This is a genomic window from Arthrobacter sp. E44, assembly GCF_041877125.1.
Classification (GTDB): domain Bacteria; phylum Actinomycetota; class Actinomycetes; order Actinomycetales; family Micrococcaceae; genus Arthrobacter.
On sequence record NZ_JBHDJA010000014.1, the window covers coordinates 101468 to 119570 of the forward strand.

At 67.0% G+C, this 18103-nt stretch carries 19 protein-coding genes; 15 read left to right on the plus strand and 4 right to left on the minus strand.

Going from position 1 to position 18103, the window contains the following annotated elements; translation table 11 throughout:
- Position 1: 1 nt before the first annotated feature.
- From ACETK3_RS13900 to ACETK3_RS13910, 3 genes are all read right to left on the minus strand, one after another.
- Positions 2 to 793: a DUF429 domain-containing protein gene (locus ACETK3_RS13900; RefSeq protein ID WP_373993077.1), complete on the minus strand. Its 792-nt coding sequence runs from the start codon at positions 791 to 793 to the stop codon at positions 2 to 4.
- Between the two features lie 7 nt (positions 794 to 800).
- Positions 801 to 2144 carry a carboxylesterase family protein gene (locus ACETK3_RS13905; RefSeq protein WP_373993070.1) on the minus strand — a complete coding sequence of 448 codons (1344 nt, stop codon included), beginning with the start codon at positions 2142 to 2144 and terminating at the stop codon, positions 801 to 803.
- 87 nt (positions 2145 to 2231) lie between these two features.
- Positions 2232 to 2720 (minus strand): inorganic diphosphatase, encoded by a 489-nt coding sequence (locus tag ACETK3_RS13910; protein ID WP_236800566.1) that lies wholly within the window; start codon positions 2718 to 2720, stop codon positions 2232 to 2234.
- Positions 2721 to 2876: 156 nt separating this feature from the next.
- On the opposite strand from ACETK3_RS13910, the gene dacB reads away from it, so the two are divergent.
- The 14 genes from dacB (at position 2877) to ACETK3_RS13980 (ending at position 16669) form a co-directional block, all read left to right on the plus strand.
- Entirely contained in the window at positions 2877 to 4373 is a 1497-nt protein-coding gene (dacB, locus tag ACETK3_RS13915) for a D-alanyl-D-alanine carboxypeptidase/D-alanyl-D-alanine-endopeptidase (RefSeq protein WP_373993071.1), read from the plus strand.
- A gap of 90 nt (positions 4374 to 4463) precedes the next feature.
- Positions 4464 to 5639, plus strand: a complete 1176-nt coding sequence (locus tag ACETK3_RS13920) for a zinc-dependent metalloprotease (RefSeq protein WP_236800568.1) — start codon at positions 4464 to 4466, stop codon at positions 5637 to 5639.
- 105 nt (positions 5640 to 5744) lie between these two features.
- Entirely contained in the window at positions 5745 to 6803 is a 1059-nt protein-coding gene (gene tilS, locus ACETK3_RS13925; protein WP_373993078.1) for a tRNA lysidine(34) synthetase TilS, read from the plus strand.
- A gap of 30 nt (positions 6804 to 6833) precedes the next feature.
- The gene (gene hpt / locus ACETK3_RS13930) at positions 6834 to 7385 is read left to right on the plus strand and encodes a hypoxanthine phosphoribosyltransferase (protein WP_102977004.1); all 552 of its coding nucleotides are present in this window, start codon (positions 6834 to 6836) and stop codon (positions 7383 to 7385) included.
- 184 nt (positions 7386 to 7569) lie between these two features.
- On the plus strand, positions 7570 to 9630 hold the full coding sequence (ftsH, locus tag ACETK3_RS13935; protein ID WP_237429578.1) for an ATP-dependent zinc metalloprotease FtsH: 2061 nt from the start codon (positions 7570 to 7572) through the stop codon (positions 9628 to 9630).
- A 9-nt stretch (positions 9631 to 9639) separates the two neighbouring features.
- Complete coding sequence (folE, locus tag ACETK3_RS13940; protein ID WP_236821038.1) at positions 9640 to 10284, plus strand: GTP cyclohydrolase I FolE; 645 nt, start codon at positions 9640 to 9642, stop codon at positions 10282 to 10284.
- 10 nt (positions 10285 to 10294) lie between these two features.
- A complete protein-coding gene (folP, locus tag ACETK3_RS13945) occupies positions 10295 to 11233 on the plus strand; it encodes a dihydropteroate synthase (protein WP_373993072.1) in 939 nt (312 codons plus the stop codon).
- A 13-nt stretch (positions 11234 to 11246) separates the two neighbouring features.
- Complete coding sequence (gene folB / locus ACETK3_RS13950; RefSeq protein WP_236800573.1) at positions 11247 to 11639, plus strand: dihydroneopterin aldolase; 393 nt, start codon at positions 11247 to 11249, stop codon at positions 11637 to 11639.
- Positions 11636 to 12181, plus strand: coding sequence for a 2-amino-4-hydroxy-6-hydroxymethyldihydropteridine diphosphokinase (folK, locus tag ACETK3_RS13955; RefSeq protein WP_236800575.1), 546 nt, complete (start codon positions 11636 to 11638; stop codon positions 12179 to 12181). Before folB ends, folK begins: the two co-directional genes overlap by 4 nt.
- Positions 12178 to 12723 carry a DUF3180 domain-containing protein gene (locus ACETK3_RS13960; RefSeq protein ID WP_237429582.1) on the plus strand — a complete coding sequence of 182 codons (546 nt, stop codon included), beginning with the start codon at positions 12178 to 12180 and terminating at the stop codon, positions 12721 to 12723. The genes folK and ACETK3_RS13960 overlap by 4 nt, the downstream gene beginning before the upstream one ends.
- Positions 12704 to 13216, plus strand: a complete 513-nt coding sequence (locus ACETK3_RS13965; RefSeq protein ID WP_373993073.1) for a PH domain-containing protein — start codon at positions 12704 to 12706, stop codon at positions 13214 to 13216. Before ACETK3_RS13960 ends, ACETK3_RS13965 begins: the two co-directional genes overlap by 20 nt.
- Positions 13213 to 14862 carry a PH domain-containing protein gene (locus tag ACETK3_RS13970; RefSeq protein WP_373993074.1) on the plus strand — a complete coding sequence of 550 codons (1650 nt, stop codon included), beginning with the start codon at positions 13213 to 13215 and terminating at the stop codon, positions 14860 to 14862. The genes ACETK3_RS13965 and ACETK3_RS13970 overlap by 4 nt, the downstream gene beginning before the upstream one ends.
- A complete protein-coding gene (locus ACETK3_RS13975) occupies positions 14855 to 15748 on the plus strand; it encodes a Rossmann-like and DUF2520 domain-containing protein (protein ID WP_373993075.1) in 894 nt (297 codons plus the stop codon). The genes ACETK3_RS13970 and ACETK3_RS13975 overlap by 8 nt, the downstream gene beginning before the upstream one ends.
- Positions 15749 to 16669 (plus strand): pantoate--beta-alanine ligase, encoded by a 921-nt coding sequence (locus ACETK3_RS13980; RefSeq protein ID WP_237429585.1) that lies wholly within the window; start codon positions 15749 to 15751, stop codon positions 16667 to 16669.
- Positions 16670 to 16676: 7 nt separating this feature from the next.
- Here ACETK3_RS13980 and ACETK3_RS13985 read toward each other — a convergent pair whose 3' ends face one another.
- Positions 16677 to 17024, minus strand: coding sequence for a hypothetical protein (locus ACETK3_RS13985; RefSeq protein ID WP_237429586.1), 348 nt, complete (start codon positions 17022 to 17024; stop codon positions 16677 to 16679).
- 212 nt (positions 17025 to 17236) lie between these two features.
- Between ACETK3_RS13985 and ACETK3_RS13990 the strand changes: the two genes are divergently transcribed.
- The gene (locus tag ACETK3_RS13990; RefSeq protein ID WP_236800587.1) at positions 17237 to 17803 is read left to right on the plus strand and encodes a type 1 glutamine amidotransferase domain-containing protein; all 567 of its coding nucleotides are present in this window, start codon (positions 17237 to 17239) and stop codon (positions 17801 to 17803) included.
- The last annotated feature ends 300 nt before the right edge of the window (positions 17804 to 18103 follow it).

Below are 18103 nucleotides of genomic sequence, written 5' to 3' on the forward strand. Positions count from 1 at the left end.
CTCAGCAGGGCAGTTCGTCCAGGGTGCAGGACGGCAGGTGGATCCAGCCTTCGCTGCGGGCTGCGGCGGCGTGGGCTGCATCCGGCAGGAGCGTGCGACGGCGGGGCACGGCCCGGGCGGCAAGGGCGGCGATGACGGCGTCGAACAGGTCGTCCGAGGCTGCCAGCCTGTCCCGGTGACCTGACAGGTCCAGCCATGGTGCCTGCTCTTCCAGCGAGGCGAGCAGGACACCGAGGCGCTCGGCTTCGGGGATGCCGCGGCCCTTGTAGCCGCGGCCATTGAGGCCCCAGATCTTCAGTGATGCCGCGGGGTACACCTCGGCGAGCCGGCCTGAGCCGTCGCGCGGCTGCGGGCCGTGGAGCCCGGCGATCTTCGCCTGGATCACGGCGCAGCGCATGGCGGGATGCGCCAGGCGGTCGGCGGACACGCTGAGCGGGATCAAGCCTGTTTCCCGGGTGACGAAGCGGTCAGTGTCCCGGTAAGCCAGCAACCGCCGGCCGGCGATCCCGTCGTGTTCCAAGACAGGTGCGGCATCGAAGTTCAGGTGCCCGGTCAGAAAGGGGATCAGTGCGTCCGGCCAGCCGACGGGACAGTCGACGCCGGTCATGTCACAGGTGCCGAACAGGTCCACAATCTCCTGGTCGTCCACGTCCAGAGCCAGGTGAGCGAGCCTGGCGGACGGCTGCGTGCCGGCCTCCGCGGCCTCCCTGGCCTCCGGGTGCCGGTCCCACTCGATCACGGCGACCGCCGTCTTCTTCGTTGCGGCGGCCAGATCCACGCCGAGGGTCCTCATCGGCCTGTCAGACACGACGGTAGTGGAGCGCGTCGTCCACTGCGCCGGCTTCACCCAAGTCATCCCCGCGGGCAAAACCGGCCCACAATGAGCGCACTGCCCGCCCGGTCATATCCACTTTCGCCCAGTCGGCCCCGGCGATCAGTCCCACGCCGTCCCACGTCTTCTTGCTGCCGAGCAGCAGGGGCAGGTCCACGGTATGGGCGGCGCCAAAGATGTTGCCGGGCGCATGCCAGTCCAGGACATAGCGGTGCACTTTTCCGCCCGCCTTGGCATGCCGGCGCGCAAACTTGCGGGTTGCCCGACCGTACACGGTCTCGGTCACCAGCCAGTCGATGGCCCGGACGGCCGCGGGACCCACCACGGGAGCGCCCGCCAAGCGCATCAGGCGCGGACTGCGGGGGAGGAACAATCGGGCCTCCTCCGAGGTATGTCCGATCAGGACTTCGATGGCAGGGGCAGTCCGGTTCCAGGCCGCCTCTATTTCGGACTCCTCGGGGAGCGGATCGTGGCCGTACTGGGTGCCGAACGGCATGGCCGCCAACATGCCGAACTTCTTGGCCACTTGCGTAACCTGTGCTTCGAGAGCCACCACATCCATGGCGGGCGTCTGCTCCGTGACGCCGTCGGCCGCGATGCCCATGGCGTGGTTCATCTTGGCCCGGCCCCGGGTAATGCCCAGTGGCGCGCTCTGGATGATGGCGCGCTGGAAAAGTGTGGGCGCCTCCGGGGTGGCCATCAGGTGGGCGATTGCATCGCCCCCGGCGGACTGGCCAAACGCGGTGACCCGGCCGGGATCGCCGCCGAAGGCAGCGATGTTCCGCTGCACCCAGCGGAATGCCTCGAGCTGGTCGAGGAGCCCCAGGTTGCCGGGACGCCCGGCAGGCGTCGCCAGGAACCCGAACAAACCGAGCCGGTACGTCACCGAGACCACTATCACCCGGTTCTCGGCCACCAGCCGGGCGGGATCGAAGATCGCCAGGTCACCCGATCCCGTGGTGTAGGAGCCGCCGTGGATCCAGACCATGACGGGCAGCTTTTCGTCCCGAGAGAGATCGCCGGGCATGGTGATCGACAGGTTCTGGCAGTCCTCGCTGCCGGGAAGCTCGCCGTACTTGGTGCCCAGGACATCGTCCAGGAACGGGACCGGCGCCTGCGGGCAGGCGGGCGAGAGGGACGTGGCGGCGAATTCGGCGGTCCAGTCCGGCACTGGCGCCGGCGGCTGGAACCGTTGTGCCCTGGCGTAGGGGATACCGGTGGCACGAACAACCCTGTCGTCGCGCCATCCGCTGACGGGGCCGCAGGGGGGATGAAACAGAAGCTGGGAGGTCAGCGCGGGCTCGGAACTCACAGCCCCACCATGCCACAACTTCCTGAAACAACGACGGCGGGTGTCCGGCTTCGAAAAGCCAGGCACCCGCCGTCGGACTGGTGTAGATCAGTGGCCGCTGGGCACGTAGCGCTTGATGGATGCTTCCAGTTCGGCTTCCGCGGCGGCGCGGTCGCCCCAGCCCTCGGCCTTGACCCACTTGCCCGGCTCCAGGTCCTTGTAACGGGTGAAGAAGTGCTCGATTTCCTTGATCAGGAACTCGTTGACGTCGCTGACTTCCTGGATGTGGTCAAAGCGGGCATCCACGGGGACACAGAGGATCTTGGCGTCTCCGCCGCCGTCGTCCGTCATGTTGAAGACGCCGATGGGGCGGGACTCGACGATGACGCCGGGGTGCAGGTCGAAGTCCTGCAGGAGCACCAGTGCGTCCAGCGGATCGCCGTCCTCGCCGAGGGTGTTCTCGAAGTACCCGTAGTGGGTGGGGTACTGCATGGAGGTGAAGAGGACGCGGTCCAGGCGGACGCGGCCGGTCTCGTGGTCAACTTCGTACTTGACGCGCGATCCCTTGGGGATCTCGATGGTCACGTCGTGCTTCATGGGAATGCTCCTCGGCAATTGCAGGGGGTGCGCGGCACACTTGACGGGCCCACAAAAAAGAGTGTCGGTGCCGCCGACTACAATTGAGGATATAGCGAGAGGCCCTGGAATCAGGAACTTGTGGGGAAATTTCAGGACTTGAGGACCAGCACCAGCATGACCAAATCAACCGGCGGGGAACCGTTGCGCAGCCGTCGGTCCAGCCGCGGGGGAAGCCCGGGCCAAAGTCCGCGCAAGCCATGGCCGCTGGCGCTGGCGGCCTTGATCCTGATCGTCCTTGCCATCCCGGGAGCACTGCTGGTGGCCCCGGGCTTCAAAGGCCCCGAGGCTCCCGCACCCGCCCCGGCGCCGCCCGCCTGGCAACAACCACCCGCCACGCTTTCCGCCCCCCAGGTGCTTGCCCCGCTCCAGCCCTCCGCCCCGGTGCCGGTGCCCTCAGCGGTGAGCGCCCAGGTGGACCCGGTGTTGAAGGCTGACGGCGGCGGAACCTTCACGGGCATGGTGCAGGACGCGCTCACGGGCCAGGTCCTCTTTGACCGGGGCGGCGCAGAGGGACGGGTGCCGGCGTCGAACCTTAAGCTGCTGACGGCGGTCACGGCGCTGCGAACCCTGGGTCCCGACCACCGGTTCAGCACAAAGGTGATTCAAGGCCCTGCCCCGGGACAGGTGGTGCTGGTGGCCGGCGGTGACGTCCTGCTGGGCGCCGGGGAGTCGAACGCGGAACAGGTGATGGGCCGCGCCGGCCTCGCCACTCTTGCCGCAGCCACCGTGCAGGCGCTGCAGGCCACCGGCACCACGGGCGAGATCAAGGTGCTGGTGGATGACTCCCTCTTTACGGGACCCGCGCTGAACCCCAACTGGCAGTCCGGCGACGTCGAAGCCGGCGAAATCGCCCCGCTGTACCCGCTGGCCCTCAATTCCGCGCGCTTTGACCCCGCCGTCACCACCGGCCCCCGTCCGCAGGACTCCGCCATGGCCGCGGGCCAGGAATTCGCCGCCCGGCTCCGTGCGGCAGGTGCCGGTGCGGGACTGACCGTGGCACCCGCCGTCGAACGTTCACCCGGAGACTCCCAAGCCAACGCTGCCGTTCTCGCCGCCGCTGACTCCGCCACGGTCGCGGAGCAGGTGAACCTCATGCTGCAGGTCTCGGACAACTATCTGGCCGAGACCATGGGCCGGATGGCCGCGGTGGCCACTGGCCGGCCGGGCAGCAACGACGGCGCCACTGCGGTGGTTGCTGCCGAACTCGGAGCCGCGGGCTTGTCCTCGGACACCATGAAACTCGTGGATGTGTGCGGCCTGGCCATGGGCAACCAGGTTCCGGCCCGGCAGTTCACGGACGTGGTGCGTGCCATTGCCACCGGTGCCGACGCCAGGCTTCGCGCCGCTTTGGACGGCTTCCCGGTTGGGGGCTTGTCCGGCACTCTGGACACCCGGTACGGGGACGCCACCACCTCCGGCGGCGCCGGGCTGGTGCGCGCCAAGACGGGGACTTTGAACACGGTTCTGGCCCTGAGCGGCTATGTGGTGGACGCCGATGGCAGGCTCCTGGTGTTCTCGTTCCTCGGCAACGGCCTGGTTCCAGGGGCGGCCGGCAACAAGGAAGCATTGGACCGGGCGGCCACGGCGCTTGCAGGCTGCGGCTGCCGCTAGCACTGTCCAACGGCTGTTCAGCGGCTGTGGAAGTTCGCCGGTGAGCGAACTTAAGGACGATCCCCAGCCTGCTGTGTTCTGATGGGACTCATGGAGTCCACTGCGCGCGAGTCCGCATCGACGTTGTCCTCAGCTGCCCAGTCCAACGGGGCCCAATCCAATGGGGTCCAGTCCGACCAGGCGCAGGCCCTGATCAATTGGGACCTCGCTGCCTCCACCGCGGCGCGGCTGGCTCCGGCCGGCCCCGTGCTTGACGAAAAGGCCATCGGCGAGGCGGTGGACAGCCTGCGCCGCCTGGCGGACGCCTCTGTTTCGCACGTCCATGACATCACCGGGCTGGAGGCTGCACGCGACCTGCGCGACTCCTCCGTACTGGTGGTGGACCGGGCATCGTGGGCCAAGGCCAACACCCAGAGTTTCGCGGTGATGCTCAAGCCTGCCATGCAGAAGATGCTGGACAGCCGGCGCGGGTCCCTGAGCCCCTCTGCGGCCAGTGTCAGTGGTGCCATCACCGGCAGCCAGCTGGGTGCCGTCCTGGCTTTCCTGTCCAGCAAGGTTTTGGGCCAGTACGATCCCTTCGCGGCGCTCGCGGAGAACTCCACGGCTCCCGCCGGTGGCCGGCTCCTGCTGGTGGCGCCGAACATCATCTCTGTGGAGCGCGAGCTCAACGTCACTCCGGAGGATTTCCGGCTTTGGGTGTGCCTTCACGAGCAAACCCACCGCGTCCAGTTCGCGGCCGCACCCTGGCTGCGCCACCACATGCTGGAGCAGATCGATAGCCTCAGCGGCCACCTCCTGGGCAACGTCGATTCCCTGATGGAGCGGGCCTCCGCTGCCGCCCGTTCCCTGAAGGACCGCTCTGCATCCGGGGACGCGCCGCGCCGCGGTGCCATCCTTGACCTGCTGCAGGACCCCGAGGAAAAGGCCGCAATTTCGCACCTGACCGCGGTGATGAGCCTGCTGGAGGGCCACGCGAACGTGGTGATGGACGCCGTGGATGCCAGCATCGTTCCGTCGGTGAAGACCATCCGGCAGCGCTTCAACGACCGTGGCAAGGACCGCGGCGTGGTGGAGAAGTTCATCCGCAGCCTCCTGGGCCTGGACGCCAAGATGCGCCAGTACTCCGACGGCGCCCGGTTCGTCCGCGCCGTGGTGGATGTGGCTGGCATGGACGGATTCAACAAGGTCTGGGAGTCGGCGGACCACCTGCCCACCGAGCCCGAGATCCATGACGCCAAGCTGTGGCTTGAGCGGATGGGCCTCTGATTGCCTGACGCCAAGTTGCCTGAAGCGGCGCCCGCGCCTGCCGCCGTTCCCAGCGGACGACGCCGGCCCGGAAGGCTGGCACCCGTCGTCGGCACTGCGCGCAAAATGCTGCAGGACGCCCTGGCGGACGCCGGTTATCCCCGCCACGTCCTGGTGGCCTGCAGCGGCGGCCCCGACTCCCTGGCGCTCGCCGCCGTCGCATCCTACTTCGCCCGCCGCGGCCACGTGAACGCACATCCGGTGACCGTGGGTGCCGTGGTGGTGGACCACCAGCTGCAGGATGGATCCGCTGACATCGCTGCCCGCACCGCCCAGGCACTGGAGGAGCTGGGCCTGGCGCCGGTGGAAGTCCGGACAGTCACCGTGGCCGGCACCGGCATGGGTCCGGAGGCTGCTGCGCGCGAGGCCCGTCACGCAGCCCTCGAAGCCGCCGCTGCGGAGCAGGGTGCGGAGGCAATCCTGCTGGGCCACACCCTTGACGACCAGGCCGAACAGGTACTCCTGGGCCTGGCCCGCGGCTCCGGCACCCGCTCGCTCGCCGGCATGCGGCCAGCCCGTGGCAGACTGCTGCGCCCCTTCCTGGGGCTTCGGCGCGCAGACACGGAGGAAATCTGCTCTGTGGAGGAGCTGAACCCCTGGCACGACCCCACCAACACGGATCCCGCGTTCGCCCGCTCACGGACCCGCGTGGAGGTCCTCCCGCACCTTGAGGACAAACTCGGCCCCGGAGTGGCCGAATCCCTGGCCCGCACCGCCGCCATCCTGCAGCTGGACGCCGATTACCTGGAGGATGTGGCGGAAAGCACCTACGCCTCCCTGGTGGAGCAGGACGGCGACGGGCTGGGCCTGCCGGAGGAGGCCTTGCGCGCCCTGGCCCCTGCCATTAGGTTCCGGGTGATCGCCAAGGCAGCGGCCGACGTCGGCGGCCAGCAGCCCAGTTACCAGCGCCTTTTGGCGGCGGAAGCGCTGCTGCGGCGGCAGGGTTCGGCCGGTCCGGTTGAGCTTCCGGGCGGCGTGAGTGTGTACCGGTTGTCGCTGGCGCAGCTGGAGGAATCGAAGGACGATGCGGGCACCGGCGCCGCGGGGGACGCCCCTTCCGTTCCCCGCGAACGCGCGCGCTGTGGGAAGCTAGTATTCCGGCCTCAAAAACCGCCCGCAAAATAGTCGCACCCCGCATCTAAACAGGAGCCATTGGTGGATTCAAACGACGTCCAGGCAGACCTCAAGCACGTTCTCTACACCAGGGAACAGATCCAGCAGCGCATCACCGAACTCGCAGCGCAGATCGACAAGGACTACGAAGGCCGCGAGATCCTCATTGTGGGCGTCCTCAAGGGCGCGGTGATGGTCATGGCGGACCTGGCGCGGGCACTGCACAGCCACATCTCCATGGACTGGATGGCCGTGTCCTCCTACGGCTCGGGAACCCAGTCCTCCGGCGTGGTGCGCATCCTGAAGGACCTGGACACTGACCTCATGGGCAAGGACGTGCTGATCGTCGAGGACATCATCGACTCCGGCCTCACCCTGTCCTGGCTCAAGACCAACCTGGAATCCCGCGGCACCGCCTCGGTCGAAATCTGCACCGCGTTCCGCAAGCCCACTGCCGCCAAGGTGGAGATCGACGTCAAGTACGTCGGCTATGACATCCCCAATGAGTTTGTGGTGGGCTACGGCCTGGACTACGCCGAGAAGTACCGCAACCTGGACTTCGTCGGCACCCTGGCCCCGCACGTCTACGAGTAACCCCAGGCCCTTCCGACGCCTTCGGTGCGCTGTCTGTCCCGCTACGCCCACAGGGAACTTTTGCTTTTCGCTATGCGTGATGTACTCCGGACGGTGTATAGCTAGAAGCTGACGCAGCACCATCACGTGCGCAGAGTACTCGCCGTGAAGCACTACCGGAAGGACGGGGCCAGCCCCCGAACAGATGAAAGCTAAGAACTTCTTCAAAGGCCCGGGCATCTGGATCGTCGTTGTGGTCGGTCTGCTCCTTGTGGCTTTTGCAACGCTCGCCCCCGGCGGTGCGGCCCGGATCGATACGGACAAGGGCCTGGAATTGCTCGCCAATAACAAGGTGGAGCAGGCCAAGATCTTCGACGGCGAGAACCGCGTTGACCTCACACTGAAGGACGACCTGCAGCTGGACGGGCAGGACAAGGGCAAGAGCGTCCAGTTCTTCTTCGTGGATGCCCGCGGCCAGGACGTGGTGAAGGCTGTCACCGACGCCAAGCCCGCCCAGGGCTTCACCGACCAGCCGATTGAAAGCAACTGGTTCTCCGGCCTGCTCTCCCTCCTGATCCCCGTCATCCTGCTGGGCGCCCTCTTCTGGTTCCTGATGACCCGCATGCAGGGCGGCGGCTCCAAGATCATGCAGTTCGGCAAGTCCAAGGCCAAGATGGTCAGCAAGGACATGCCGCAGGTCACCTTCGCGGACGTCGCAGGTGCGGACGAGGCTGTGGAGGAACTGCAGGAGATCAAGGAATTCCTGCAGGAACCGGCCAAGTTCCAGGCCGTGGGCGCCAAGATTCCCAAGGGCGTGCTGCTCTACGGTCCTCCGGGCACCGGTAAGACCCTGCTGGCCCGTGCCGTTGCCGGTGAAGCAGGCGTGCCTTTCTTCTCCATCTCGGGCTCGGACTTCGTGGAAATGTTCGTCGGCGTCGGCGCGTCCCGCGTCCGCGACCTTTTCGAGCAGGCCAAGGCCAACTCCCCGGCCATCATCTTCGTGGATGAAATCGACGCCGTAGGCCGCCACCGCGGCGCCGGCATCGGCGGCGGAAACGACGAACGCGAGCAGACCCTTAACCAGTTGCTGGTGGAGATGGACGGCTTCGACGTCAAGACCAACGTGATCCTGATCGCCGCCACCAACCGGCCCGACGTCCTGGACCCCGCGCTGCTGCGTCCCGGCCGTTTCGACCGCCAGGTCTCGGTAGAGGCGCCGGACCTGATCGGCCGTGACCAGATCCTGCAGGTGCACGCCAAAGGCAAGCCGATGGCGCCCGGTGTGGACCTGAAGGCTGTGGCCAAGAAGACTCCCGGTTACACCGGTGCCGACCTTGCCAACGTCCTGAATGAGGCTGCGCTGCTCACCGCCCGGTCCAACGCCAACCTGATCGATGACCGCGCACTGGACGAGGCAATCGACCGCGTCATGGCCGGCCCGCAGAAGCGCAGCCGCGTCATGAAGGAGCACGAGCGCAAGATCACCGCGTACCACGAAGGCGGCCACGCCCTGGTGGCGGCTGCCCTGCGGAACTCGGCTCCGGTCACCAAGATCACCATCCTTCCCCGCGGCCGTGCCCTGGGCTACACCATGGTGGTTCCGGAGAACGACAAGTACTCCGTGACCCGCAACGAGCTCCTGGACCAAATGGCCTACGCCATGGGCGGCCGCGTGGCCGAGGAGATCGTCTTCCACGATCCCTCCACCGGTGCCTCAAACGACATCGAAAAGGCCACCGGCACTGCCCGCAAGATGGTCACCGAGTATGGCATGAGCGAACGCGTTGGTGCTGTCCGCCTGGGCCAGGGCGGCGGCGAACCCTTCCTGGGCCGCGATGCAGGCCACGAGCGCAACTACTCGGACCAGATCGCCTACGTGGTGGATGAGGAAGTGCGCCGCCTGATCGAGCAGGCCCACGACGAGGCCTACGAAATCCTTACCGAGAACCGCGACATCCTGGACCTGCTGGCCCTTGAGCTGTTGGAGCGGGAGACCCTCAACCAGGCCGAGATTGCCGACATCTTCCGCGACGTGCGCAAGCGCGACTTCCGCGAGGTGTGGCTGTCCAAGGAAACCCGCCCCGTCCTGGCAGGGCCGGTGGAGACCCGCCGGGAGCGGGCCGAGCGGGAAGCGCAGGAAGAAGCGAAGAAGGCCCGGCTGGACGAGCCGCTGGACGCCCAGCCCCCGCACCCGCAGGGCGTTCCGGAGGATGCACCCTTCAAGGGCGGAGTCACCGACTCGGGGCCCGACACCCTTCGCGGCTAAGCTTTCCCTGTGACTTCCTTCGACGACGACGACGTTCCCGCCTCCGCCGGATACCTGGCCCAGGACGGTTCCCACCATTCGACGAGCCACAAGGTGGACCGGCCACGGATCGAGGCGGCCGTCCGCGAAATCCTCCTTGCCATCGGCGAGGACCCGGACCGCGGCGGCCTCCTCGACACCCCCAAAAGGGTGGCGAAGGCGTATGCCGAGGTGTTCGCCGGGCTGCACCATGACCCCGCGGAAGTCCTGTCCACCACCTTCGACCTGGACCATGAGGAACTGGTCCTGGTCAAGGACATTCCGTTCTACTCCACCTGCGAGCACCACCTGGTGCCGTTCCACGGGGTGGCCCACGTTGGCTACATCCCCTCGCACGACGGCAGGGTCACCGGGCTGAGCAAGCTGGCCCGGCTGGTGGACATCTACGCACGGCGGCCGCAGGTGCAGGAGCGGCTCACCACAGAGATCGTCGAAGCGATGGTCCGCTACCTCAAGCCCCGCGGCGCCATCGTCGTTGTCGAATGCGAGCACATGTGCATGTCAATGCGTGGCATCCGCAAGCCCGGAGCGAAGACCGTCACCAGTGCGGTCCGCGGGCAGCTTCATGACCCGGCCACCCGCGCCGAAGCCATGAGCCTCATCCTCGGAAGGTAACCACAGACCCATGGATTCACTCGCTGCAGCCCCCGGAACGGGGCCCGCAACCTCCCCGCTGCCCATCCTCCGCAAGCCCCGCCCCGCCGCGCGCTTTGAAGACCTGCCCACCGGCCGGACCTTGGTCATGGGCATCCTGAACGTGACCCCTGATTCCTTCAGCGATGGCGGAAAGCATGCCACTGCGGACACCGCCATCGCGGCCGGCCTGCGGATGTTCTACGCAGGTGCGGACATCATCGACGTGGGCGGGGAATCCACCCGGCCGGGGGCAGACGACGTCAGCCCCGACGAGGAACAGCGCCGGGTCCTGCCCGTGATCGAGGCGCTGGTGAAGGCCGGGGCGCTGGTCAGCATCGACACCACCCACGCCTCTACGGCGGAAGCGGCCGTCAAGGCAGGCGCGGCCATCGTCAATGACATCTCCGGACTGAGTATCGAGCCCGAAATGGCCGAGTTCGTCGCAGCGTCCAAGGTGCCCTACGTCCTCACCCACCGCCGCGGCGACGCCCGCACCATGAACTCGCTTGCAGAGTACGCCGATGTTGCCGGGGAAGTGGTGGCGGAACTGGCAGGAGTGCGGGACAAGCTCTATGCCGCCGGAGTCAGCCCGGAACAGATCATTATCGATCCGGGCCTGGGCTTCGCCAAGAACGATGCCCAGAACTGGGAACTGCTGCAAAACCTTGACCAGCTGGACAGCCTGGGCCACAAGGTCCTGGTGGGCGCCTCCCGCAAGCGCTTCCTGGGCACCCTGCTCACCGTGGCAGGAAAGGCCGCCGCTCCCGAGGAGCGGGACGGTGCCACGGCGGCCATTACGGCCATCAGCGCCTACCGTGGGGCCTGGGCCGTCCGGGTCCACGACGTCGGCTCGAGCCTTGACGCCGTCAAGGTGGCCGCGCGCATGGCGGCCGTACCTACGGCACCAGCCGTACCCAAAACGCAGTAGGGCCGGGGGACCCATGGACAGGATTACGCTGACTGGAGTGACCGCAGTTGGTCATCACGGTGTCTTCGATTTCGAACGCCGGGAGGGCCAGCCCTTCGTGGTGGACGCGGTGCTCTACCTGGACTTCACCGAAGCGGCGCAGTCCGATGACGTCCGGGACACGGCGCACTACGGCGAGGTGGCGCAGCGTATAACCGAGTGGATTTCCGGGGAACCCCTGAACCTCATCGAGGCACTGGCGGTACGGATCGCGGACAGCCTCCTGGCCGAATTCAAGCTTCAGGCCGTGGAGATCACCGTCCACAAACCCCAGGCCCCCATCGAGGTTCCTTTCGGCGACGTGGCCGTCACCGTCCACAGGACGCGGGTCCCCGCGGACAATGCCCTGGCCGGGGCCGGCAGATGAACGGCATCTACACCAAGGCCGTCCTCGCGCTCGGCAGCAACCTTGGTGAACGGAACGAGACTCTGACTGAGGCCGTGGCGGACCTGGTGGATCCGCCGGAGGTGCGCCTCCTCGCCGTCTCACCCATCGTCCAGACGAAAGCCGTGGGCGGCCCCGCCGGCCAGCCCGACTTCCTGAACATGGTCATCACCGTGGAAACCAGCCTGACCCCCAAGGAACTGCTGGAACACTGCCAGGCCGTCGAAAACAAGCACCTCCGCGTCCGCGAGGTGCATTGGGGACCGCGGACGCTCGACGTCGATATCATCACCTACGGGGACCTCCGCAGCGACGATCCCGCCCTGACGCTCCCGCACCCCCGCGCTGCCTCCCGTGCGTTCGTCCTTTACCCCTGGTCGCTGATCGAACCCGCCGCCACCCTGGAGGGCGAAAGGATCAGCGCGCTGGCCGCCCAGGCGGACGATTTTCCCGATCTGGCTCCGTTCGACGGCTTCGGCGATTTCGACGGGATGCCCACGGCCGGCGCGGTGGAGGAGCGATGAAGCCCATCAACCCCCTGCGCCTGCTGCTGATCGGCGTCATCCTCGCCATCGCAGGCTGGTCTGCCACGGTGGTGACCAGCCGCTACAGCATTGCCACGCCTGTTTTGCCTGCCACCGCGCTTGCCACCATGGGCGTCATCGTCATCATCACGCTGATCCTTGGCATCCGCATCCTGAGGTGGCGTAACAGCCTCAAACCCAACAGCACCGTAAAGAAGACCCAGTTGGACCCCCTCCTGGCCGCCCGGACCCTGGTCCTGGCCCAGGCATGCGCGTATGCCGGAACAGTGCTGCTCGGCTGGCACGTCGGCATCTTCCTGGACCAATTGCGGATCTGGAGCATGCGCAGCGACCAGGGAATCACCTGGCTGGCGCTGGCCATGGCCGGCGGCGGCCTGGTGATGATCATCGTTGGGCTCATCGTGGAGCGGTTCTGCAAGATTCCGCCCGAGGACAGCGATCCAAACCTGGACGGGAAAAAGGGCCGCCCTGCCCGCGGGGAGGCTGCTGGGGAAGGCGAATATGCATACCGAGGCGATTGACCCCCCGGGTATCGCCTGGCAGCGGGTGTCGCCAAAATACATAACAGTCCGCCTCGTGGAATGGGCCCTGGGCAACCTGGTCGCGGTCCTGATCCTTTCCGTTCCGCTGGTGTTTGTCCTCCTGGGCTGGTGGCGGTGGCCTCCACTGTGGCTGGCCATTACTGTTCCGGCCGTCATGATGCTGATTGCCGTATGGCGGCTGGTGCTCATCCCGCGGCAGGTCAGGGCCATCGGCTACGCCGAGCGCGACGACGACCTGCTGGTCAGGAGCGGCATCTTCTTCCAGCGCACCATGGCCGTTCCGTACGGGCGCATGCAATACGTGGACATCGCGGTGGGGCCCGTGGAGCGCGGCCTGGGACTGTGTACCGTGAAGCTCCACACAGCATCGCCCGGCACCAACGCCCGCCTCCCCGGCCTGCCGGCTGCGGAGGGTGCGCGGCTCCGGGAACAGTTGGCCGCCCGCGGCGAAGCCAGGCTGGCAGGGCTGTGACGGCTGACGGCCAGCTGCCCGGACGGCCAGTCGTGCCTCCTGCGGCGGCCGGCCCGGAAACCATAGTGGCCGACGGCGAGTGGCTGCGTGTCCATCCCGCCTCACCTTTCATCCGCGGCTGGGTGGCCCTGGCTGCCATCGCCTTCTTCTTTGGCAGGGACCTGTTTGAGCGGTCCCTGCAGGGCCAGCCAGTTTTCGAGGAAGGGTTTTCCCGCCGCGCGCCGTGGCTCCTGGGAGGCGGTGCCGTAGTGCTGGCCGTGGCGGTGCTGGGATTCGTCCTGACCTGGTACTTCACCAAATACCAGGTGTCCGCCGGCTATGTCCGCGTCAACAGCGGACTCCTCTTCCGCCAGCACCGGCAGGCGCGGCTGGACCGCGTGCAGGCGATCGACATCGTGCAGCCCCTCCTGGCCCGAATCTTCGGCCTGGCCGAACTCAAGTTCGAGGTGGCAGACGCCGGCGAATCAGCTGTGCGGCTGGCTTACCTGAAGATTTCTGACGCCCGCCAACTGCGGGCCACCATCCTGGCGCACGCTTCCGGTGCTGTTGCCGGCGCCGGCTCAAGCACTGGGTTCGTGGGCGGTTCGGGCGGCCCGCCGGGCACCGGTTCAGCAGGCGCGGTTGGCCGGCAACATCCCACCCAGCACGCGTCCGAGGCGCCGGAGTTTACGGTACTTGCCGTGCCGCCGTCGCGCCTTGTCGGATCGCTGCTGCTGAGTGAGCAAAGCTTCTTCATCGTGATGGGAGGCGCCGCTTCGGTGGTCCTGTCCGCGCTGACGGACAACCGGGCCTTCTACTTCTACCTGGTGCCGGCTGCCCTTGGCCTTGCAGCCAGTTACTGGAATTTTTTCAACAAGGGGTACAACTTCACCGCCGCCATTTCCCCGGACGGCATCCGGCTGCGGTACGGGCTGCTGGACACGCAGGCGCAGACGCTGCCGCCGGGCCGGATCCAGGCAGTGAAGGTTGCCCAGCCTCCGCTGTGGCGCCCGTTCGGCTGGTACCGGATGCAGGTGAACGTGGCGGGCTACGGGACGTCGGGCAACGCCGTCGAAGGCAATACCAGGACCATCCTGCTGCCGGTAGGTAAATTCGCCGATGTCCTTGCCATGCTCTCGCTGGTCCTGCCCGACCCCGGAACCAACCATCCTGAGGCGGTGTTTTCTGCCGGGCTGGGTGGTTTCGATACCGACGGCGGCTTTGTCACCACGCCGCGGCGGGCGTGGCTGCTGGCACCACTTGCATGGCGGCGGAACGGCTTTGCGGCCACGGACACTGCCCTGTTGATCCGCTCCGGCCGCTGGTGGCGGGAACTTGTTGTCGTGCCGCACCAGCGGACGCAGTCGATGGCGCTTCAACAGGGGCCCCTGGCGCGCCGCTTCCGCGTGGCGGACCTGGTGCTGCACACCACTGCCGGCCCGGTGGCCCCGCGGCTGACCCAGGCGGGGCTTGACGAGGCCCGGCAACTCTTCGACGAGCAGTCCGCACGCGCCCGGCTGGCACGGAAGCGGCAAACCACCGAACAATGGTTGCGGCAGGTTGTTCCGGCAGTTGAATCAGCTCCGGAATCCACGCCGGCCGTTGAGCCCGGGGCTGCCCCAGCGCCCCGCACCCATTACCAACAGGAAGGCCAGCAGCATGGCTAAGCCCGGACGCCTCGGCGTCGGAATCATCGGCGCCGGCAAGGTAGGGGCGGTACTAGGCGCCGCCCTGCGCGCAGCCGAGCACGCCGTCGTCGGGGTGTCAGCGGTGTCCGAAGCCAGCCGGGAGCGGGCCGAGACCCTGCTGCCCGGCGTGCCCATCCTGGAAGTGCAGGACGTCGTGGAGCGCGCGGAACTGGTGCTGCTGGCGGTGCCGGACGACGCACTGCCCGGGTTGGTGGAAGGGTTGGCAAAGCTCGGCGTGTGGCAGCCGGGCCAGTTGGTCGCACATACCTCCGGGCGCTTCGGCGTGGGCGTGCTCCATCCCGTCCGCGCCGCCGGGGCCGTTCCACTGGCGCTGCACCCGGCCATGACCTTCACCGGCATGAGCCTGGACCTCACCCGGCTGCTCGACTGCACCTTCGGGGTGACGGCCGATGCGCCCATGTTGCCCATCGCCCAGGCGCTTGTGGTGGAGATGGGGGCCGAACCCGTGGCCATCGCCGAGGCGGACCGGACGCTCTACCATGCAGCCCTGGCCCACGGCTCCAACCACCTGGTTACCTTGGTGGCGCAGGCGTCACAGCTGCTGCGCGAGGTTGGCGTCGAATCGCCCGAACGCATGCTGGGGCCGCTGCTGCGGGCCACCCTGGAGAACGCACTGGCCTCGGGGGAGTCTGCCCTGACCGGTCCCGTGGCACGTGGGGACGTGGGAACGGTCAGCGCGCACGCCGAGGCGTTGCGGGAGTTCGACGCCGGCGGGCACGGCGACGTGCTGGAGGCCTACCTTGCGATGGCACGCGCCACAGCCCTCCGCGCCGAAGGGCGCGGACTGCTGAAACCTGACCAGCTGAAGGGGCTGCACGAGGCCCTCGATCCGAAGGAGGACTGAATGTCCATTAAACTCGTCACCACCGTGGCCGGCCTGCACGCCGAAAGCGCACGTCTCCTCGCGGCGAAGCAGGGGACCTCGCAGGGGCTGGTGCCCACCATGGGCGCACTCCACGAAGGACATGCCGCCCTGGCCCGCGCCGCCGTCGAAAATAATGACGTGGTGGTGGCGAGCATCTTCGTGAATCCCCTGCAGTTCGGCGACGCTGTGGACCTGGGCCGCTACCCGCGGACGCTTGAGGCGGACCTTGCGCTCCTGGAGGAGCAGGGCGTGGACCTCGCCTTCGCCCCCTCCGTGGAGGAGGTCTACCCCGGCGGGGAGCCTTTGGTGCGGGTTACGTCCGGGCGCCTGGGGGAGAAGTGGGAAGGCGCCTCCCGGCCCGGCCACTTCGACGGCGCCCTGACTGTTGTTGCCAAACTGCTGCACTATGGGATGCCGGCGGCTGGCCTTCCGGCAGGATCTGCGGGACCGTCCGGCAGCGTCCCGGCCTACCGGGCCTACTTTGGCCAAAAGGACGCCCAGCAGTTGGCCCTGGTCCGGCGTATGGCCGCAGACCTGAACTTCCCGGTGGAGATCGTGGGCGTTCCCACGGTCCGTGCTGACGACGGGCTGGCCTTGTCCAGCCGGAACCGCTTCCTGTCCGACGAGGAGCGGGACGCCGCGCTGGTCCTGTCCAGGGCGCTGCGGCTGCTGGAAGAGCGGGCGAACGCGCACGAGCCATTGGATCTTGATTCTGCCCTGGCGATGGTGGAGTCCCAGCCCCTGGTGGAACTCGACTACTTCGACGTGGTGGACCCGCGAACCCTTGAACCCCTGGCGGAGAACTGCCGAGAGACCCCTTTCCGTGGCGAGGCCCTGGCGCTCATTGCAGCCAAGGTGGGTCCGGTGCGGCTGATCGACAACGTCCCGCTGAGCTCCTGACGCCGGGTTAGCTTCCGATCCAATCTGTTGAAGTGTGCAGGGTCGGCAGGCCTTGCGGGGGCGCGGGAGTTTGTGGATGCGGGCCGTGGGCCTGGAGGCCCAGCCCGTCCTCACTTGCCATGAGCTGTTCCAGGAGTGCCTTCTCCGGCCGGCCGGGATTGCGCGCTACGGAGCGGCGGAGCCGTGCCCTTGACAGTTCTTCGGAGGGATCGGTGCTGGAGAGCAGTTCATCGATAATCTCCTGGGCCTGCCACCGGAGGGACTCGATGGCAAACTGGCGTATTTCGGCAGGAGTGTCACTGGGAAGCCATGGCTCCGGGTCAGGGGGTACCGGGGCGAGCTGCTCTGCTGTCATGGCGGCCTCCTTGCATCAAGGCGCAGGGGCCACATAGACCCGTGCGACGTTCGAATGCACTGCACGTAGGACAAGACTATATCGGGAAGACAGCGAATAGTCAGCTTGCTTATTACTTTCAGCTTTCTTAGGCTGGAACATGTCAGGCAATCAACTCTTGGGCGGTTGCTGCGCGCCTCAAGGCCGCAGGCCGCCTCAGTCGAGGAGGAACAATGGCAGAGCACAGCATCGCAGGCAAGAAAGTGGCATTCCTGCTGACAGACGGCGTGGAGCAGGTAGAGCTCACCAGCCCCTGGCAGGCAGTGAAGGATGCTGGCGGCGAGCCCACCCTGATCGCTCCCAAGAGCGGCAAGCTGCAGGGTTACAACGGCACAGACAAGGGCGATACCTTCGACGTGGACCTCACGGTCGCCGACGCAAACGCCTCCGACTTCGACGCCCTGGTACTTCCGGGCGGCGTCGTCAACGCGGACCACCTGCGTGTCGACAAGGATGCGCAGAACTTCACCCGCAGCTTCTTCGAGCAGCACAAGCCGGTGGCATCAATCTGCCACGGTCCCTGGCTGTTGATCGAGGCCGGCGTGATCAAGGGCCGCAACGTCACGTCCTACTTCACCCTGGAAACGGACCTGAAGAACGCAGGCGCCAACTGGACTGATGAGGAAGTGGTGGTGGACCAGGGCCTGGTGACCAGCCGCAACCCGGACGACCTCCCGGCCTTCAACAACAAGCTGGTGGAGGAGATCTCCGAAGGGCAGCACGCAGGCCAGACTGCCTAACCCCTAAAGTTCCCTCAGGGTTTTTAAACCCGTATGGAGGAATTACTCCAGCGGGTAGAGTGTTGGAACCTGCAGCGGCGTCCACCGCGCATCACTCATAAAACACCCCTGAGGGAACACCCATGTCTACCGAAGTCTCTCCGAACGCCGGCGGCCAGCCCGTCAAGGGCGAAGGAAACCGGGCTCTTCAGAATTGAGAGTGTAATCAGGGCTGCCGCGTGAGATGTCCGGGGCGGGGAGGGTGTTTCGGCTGGGGTGAGGGCCTTGGGCGAGAATCAGGGTATCGACTCCACCGTTTCT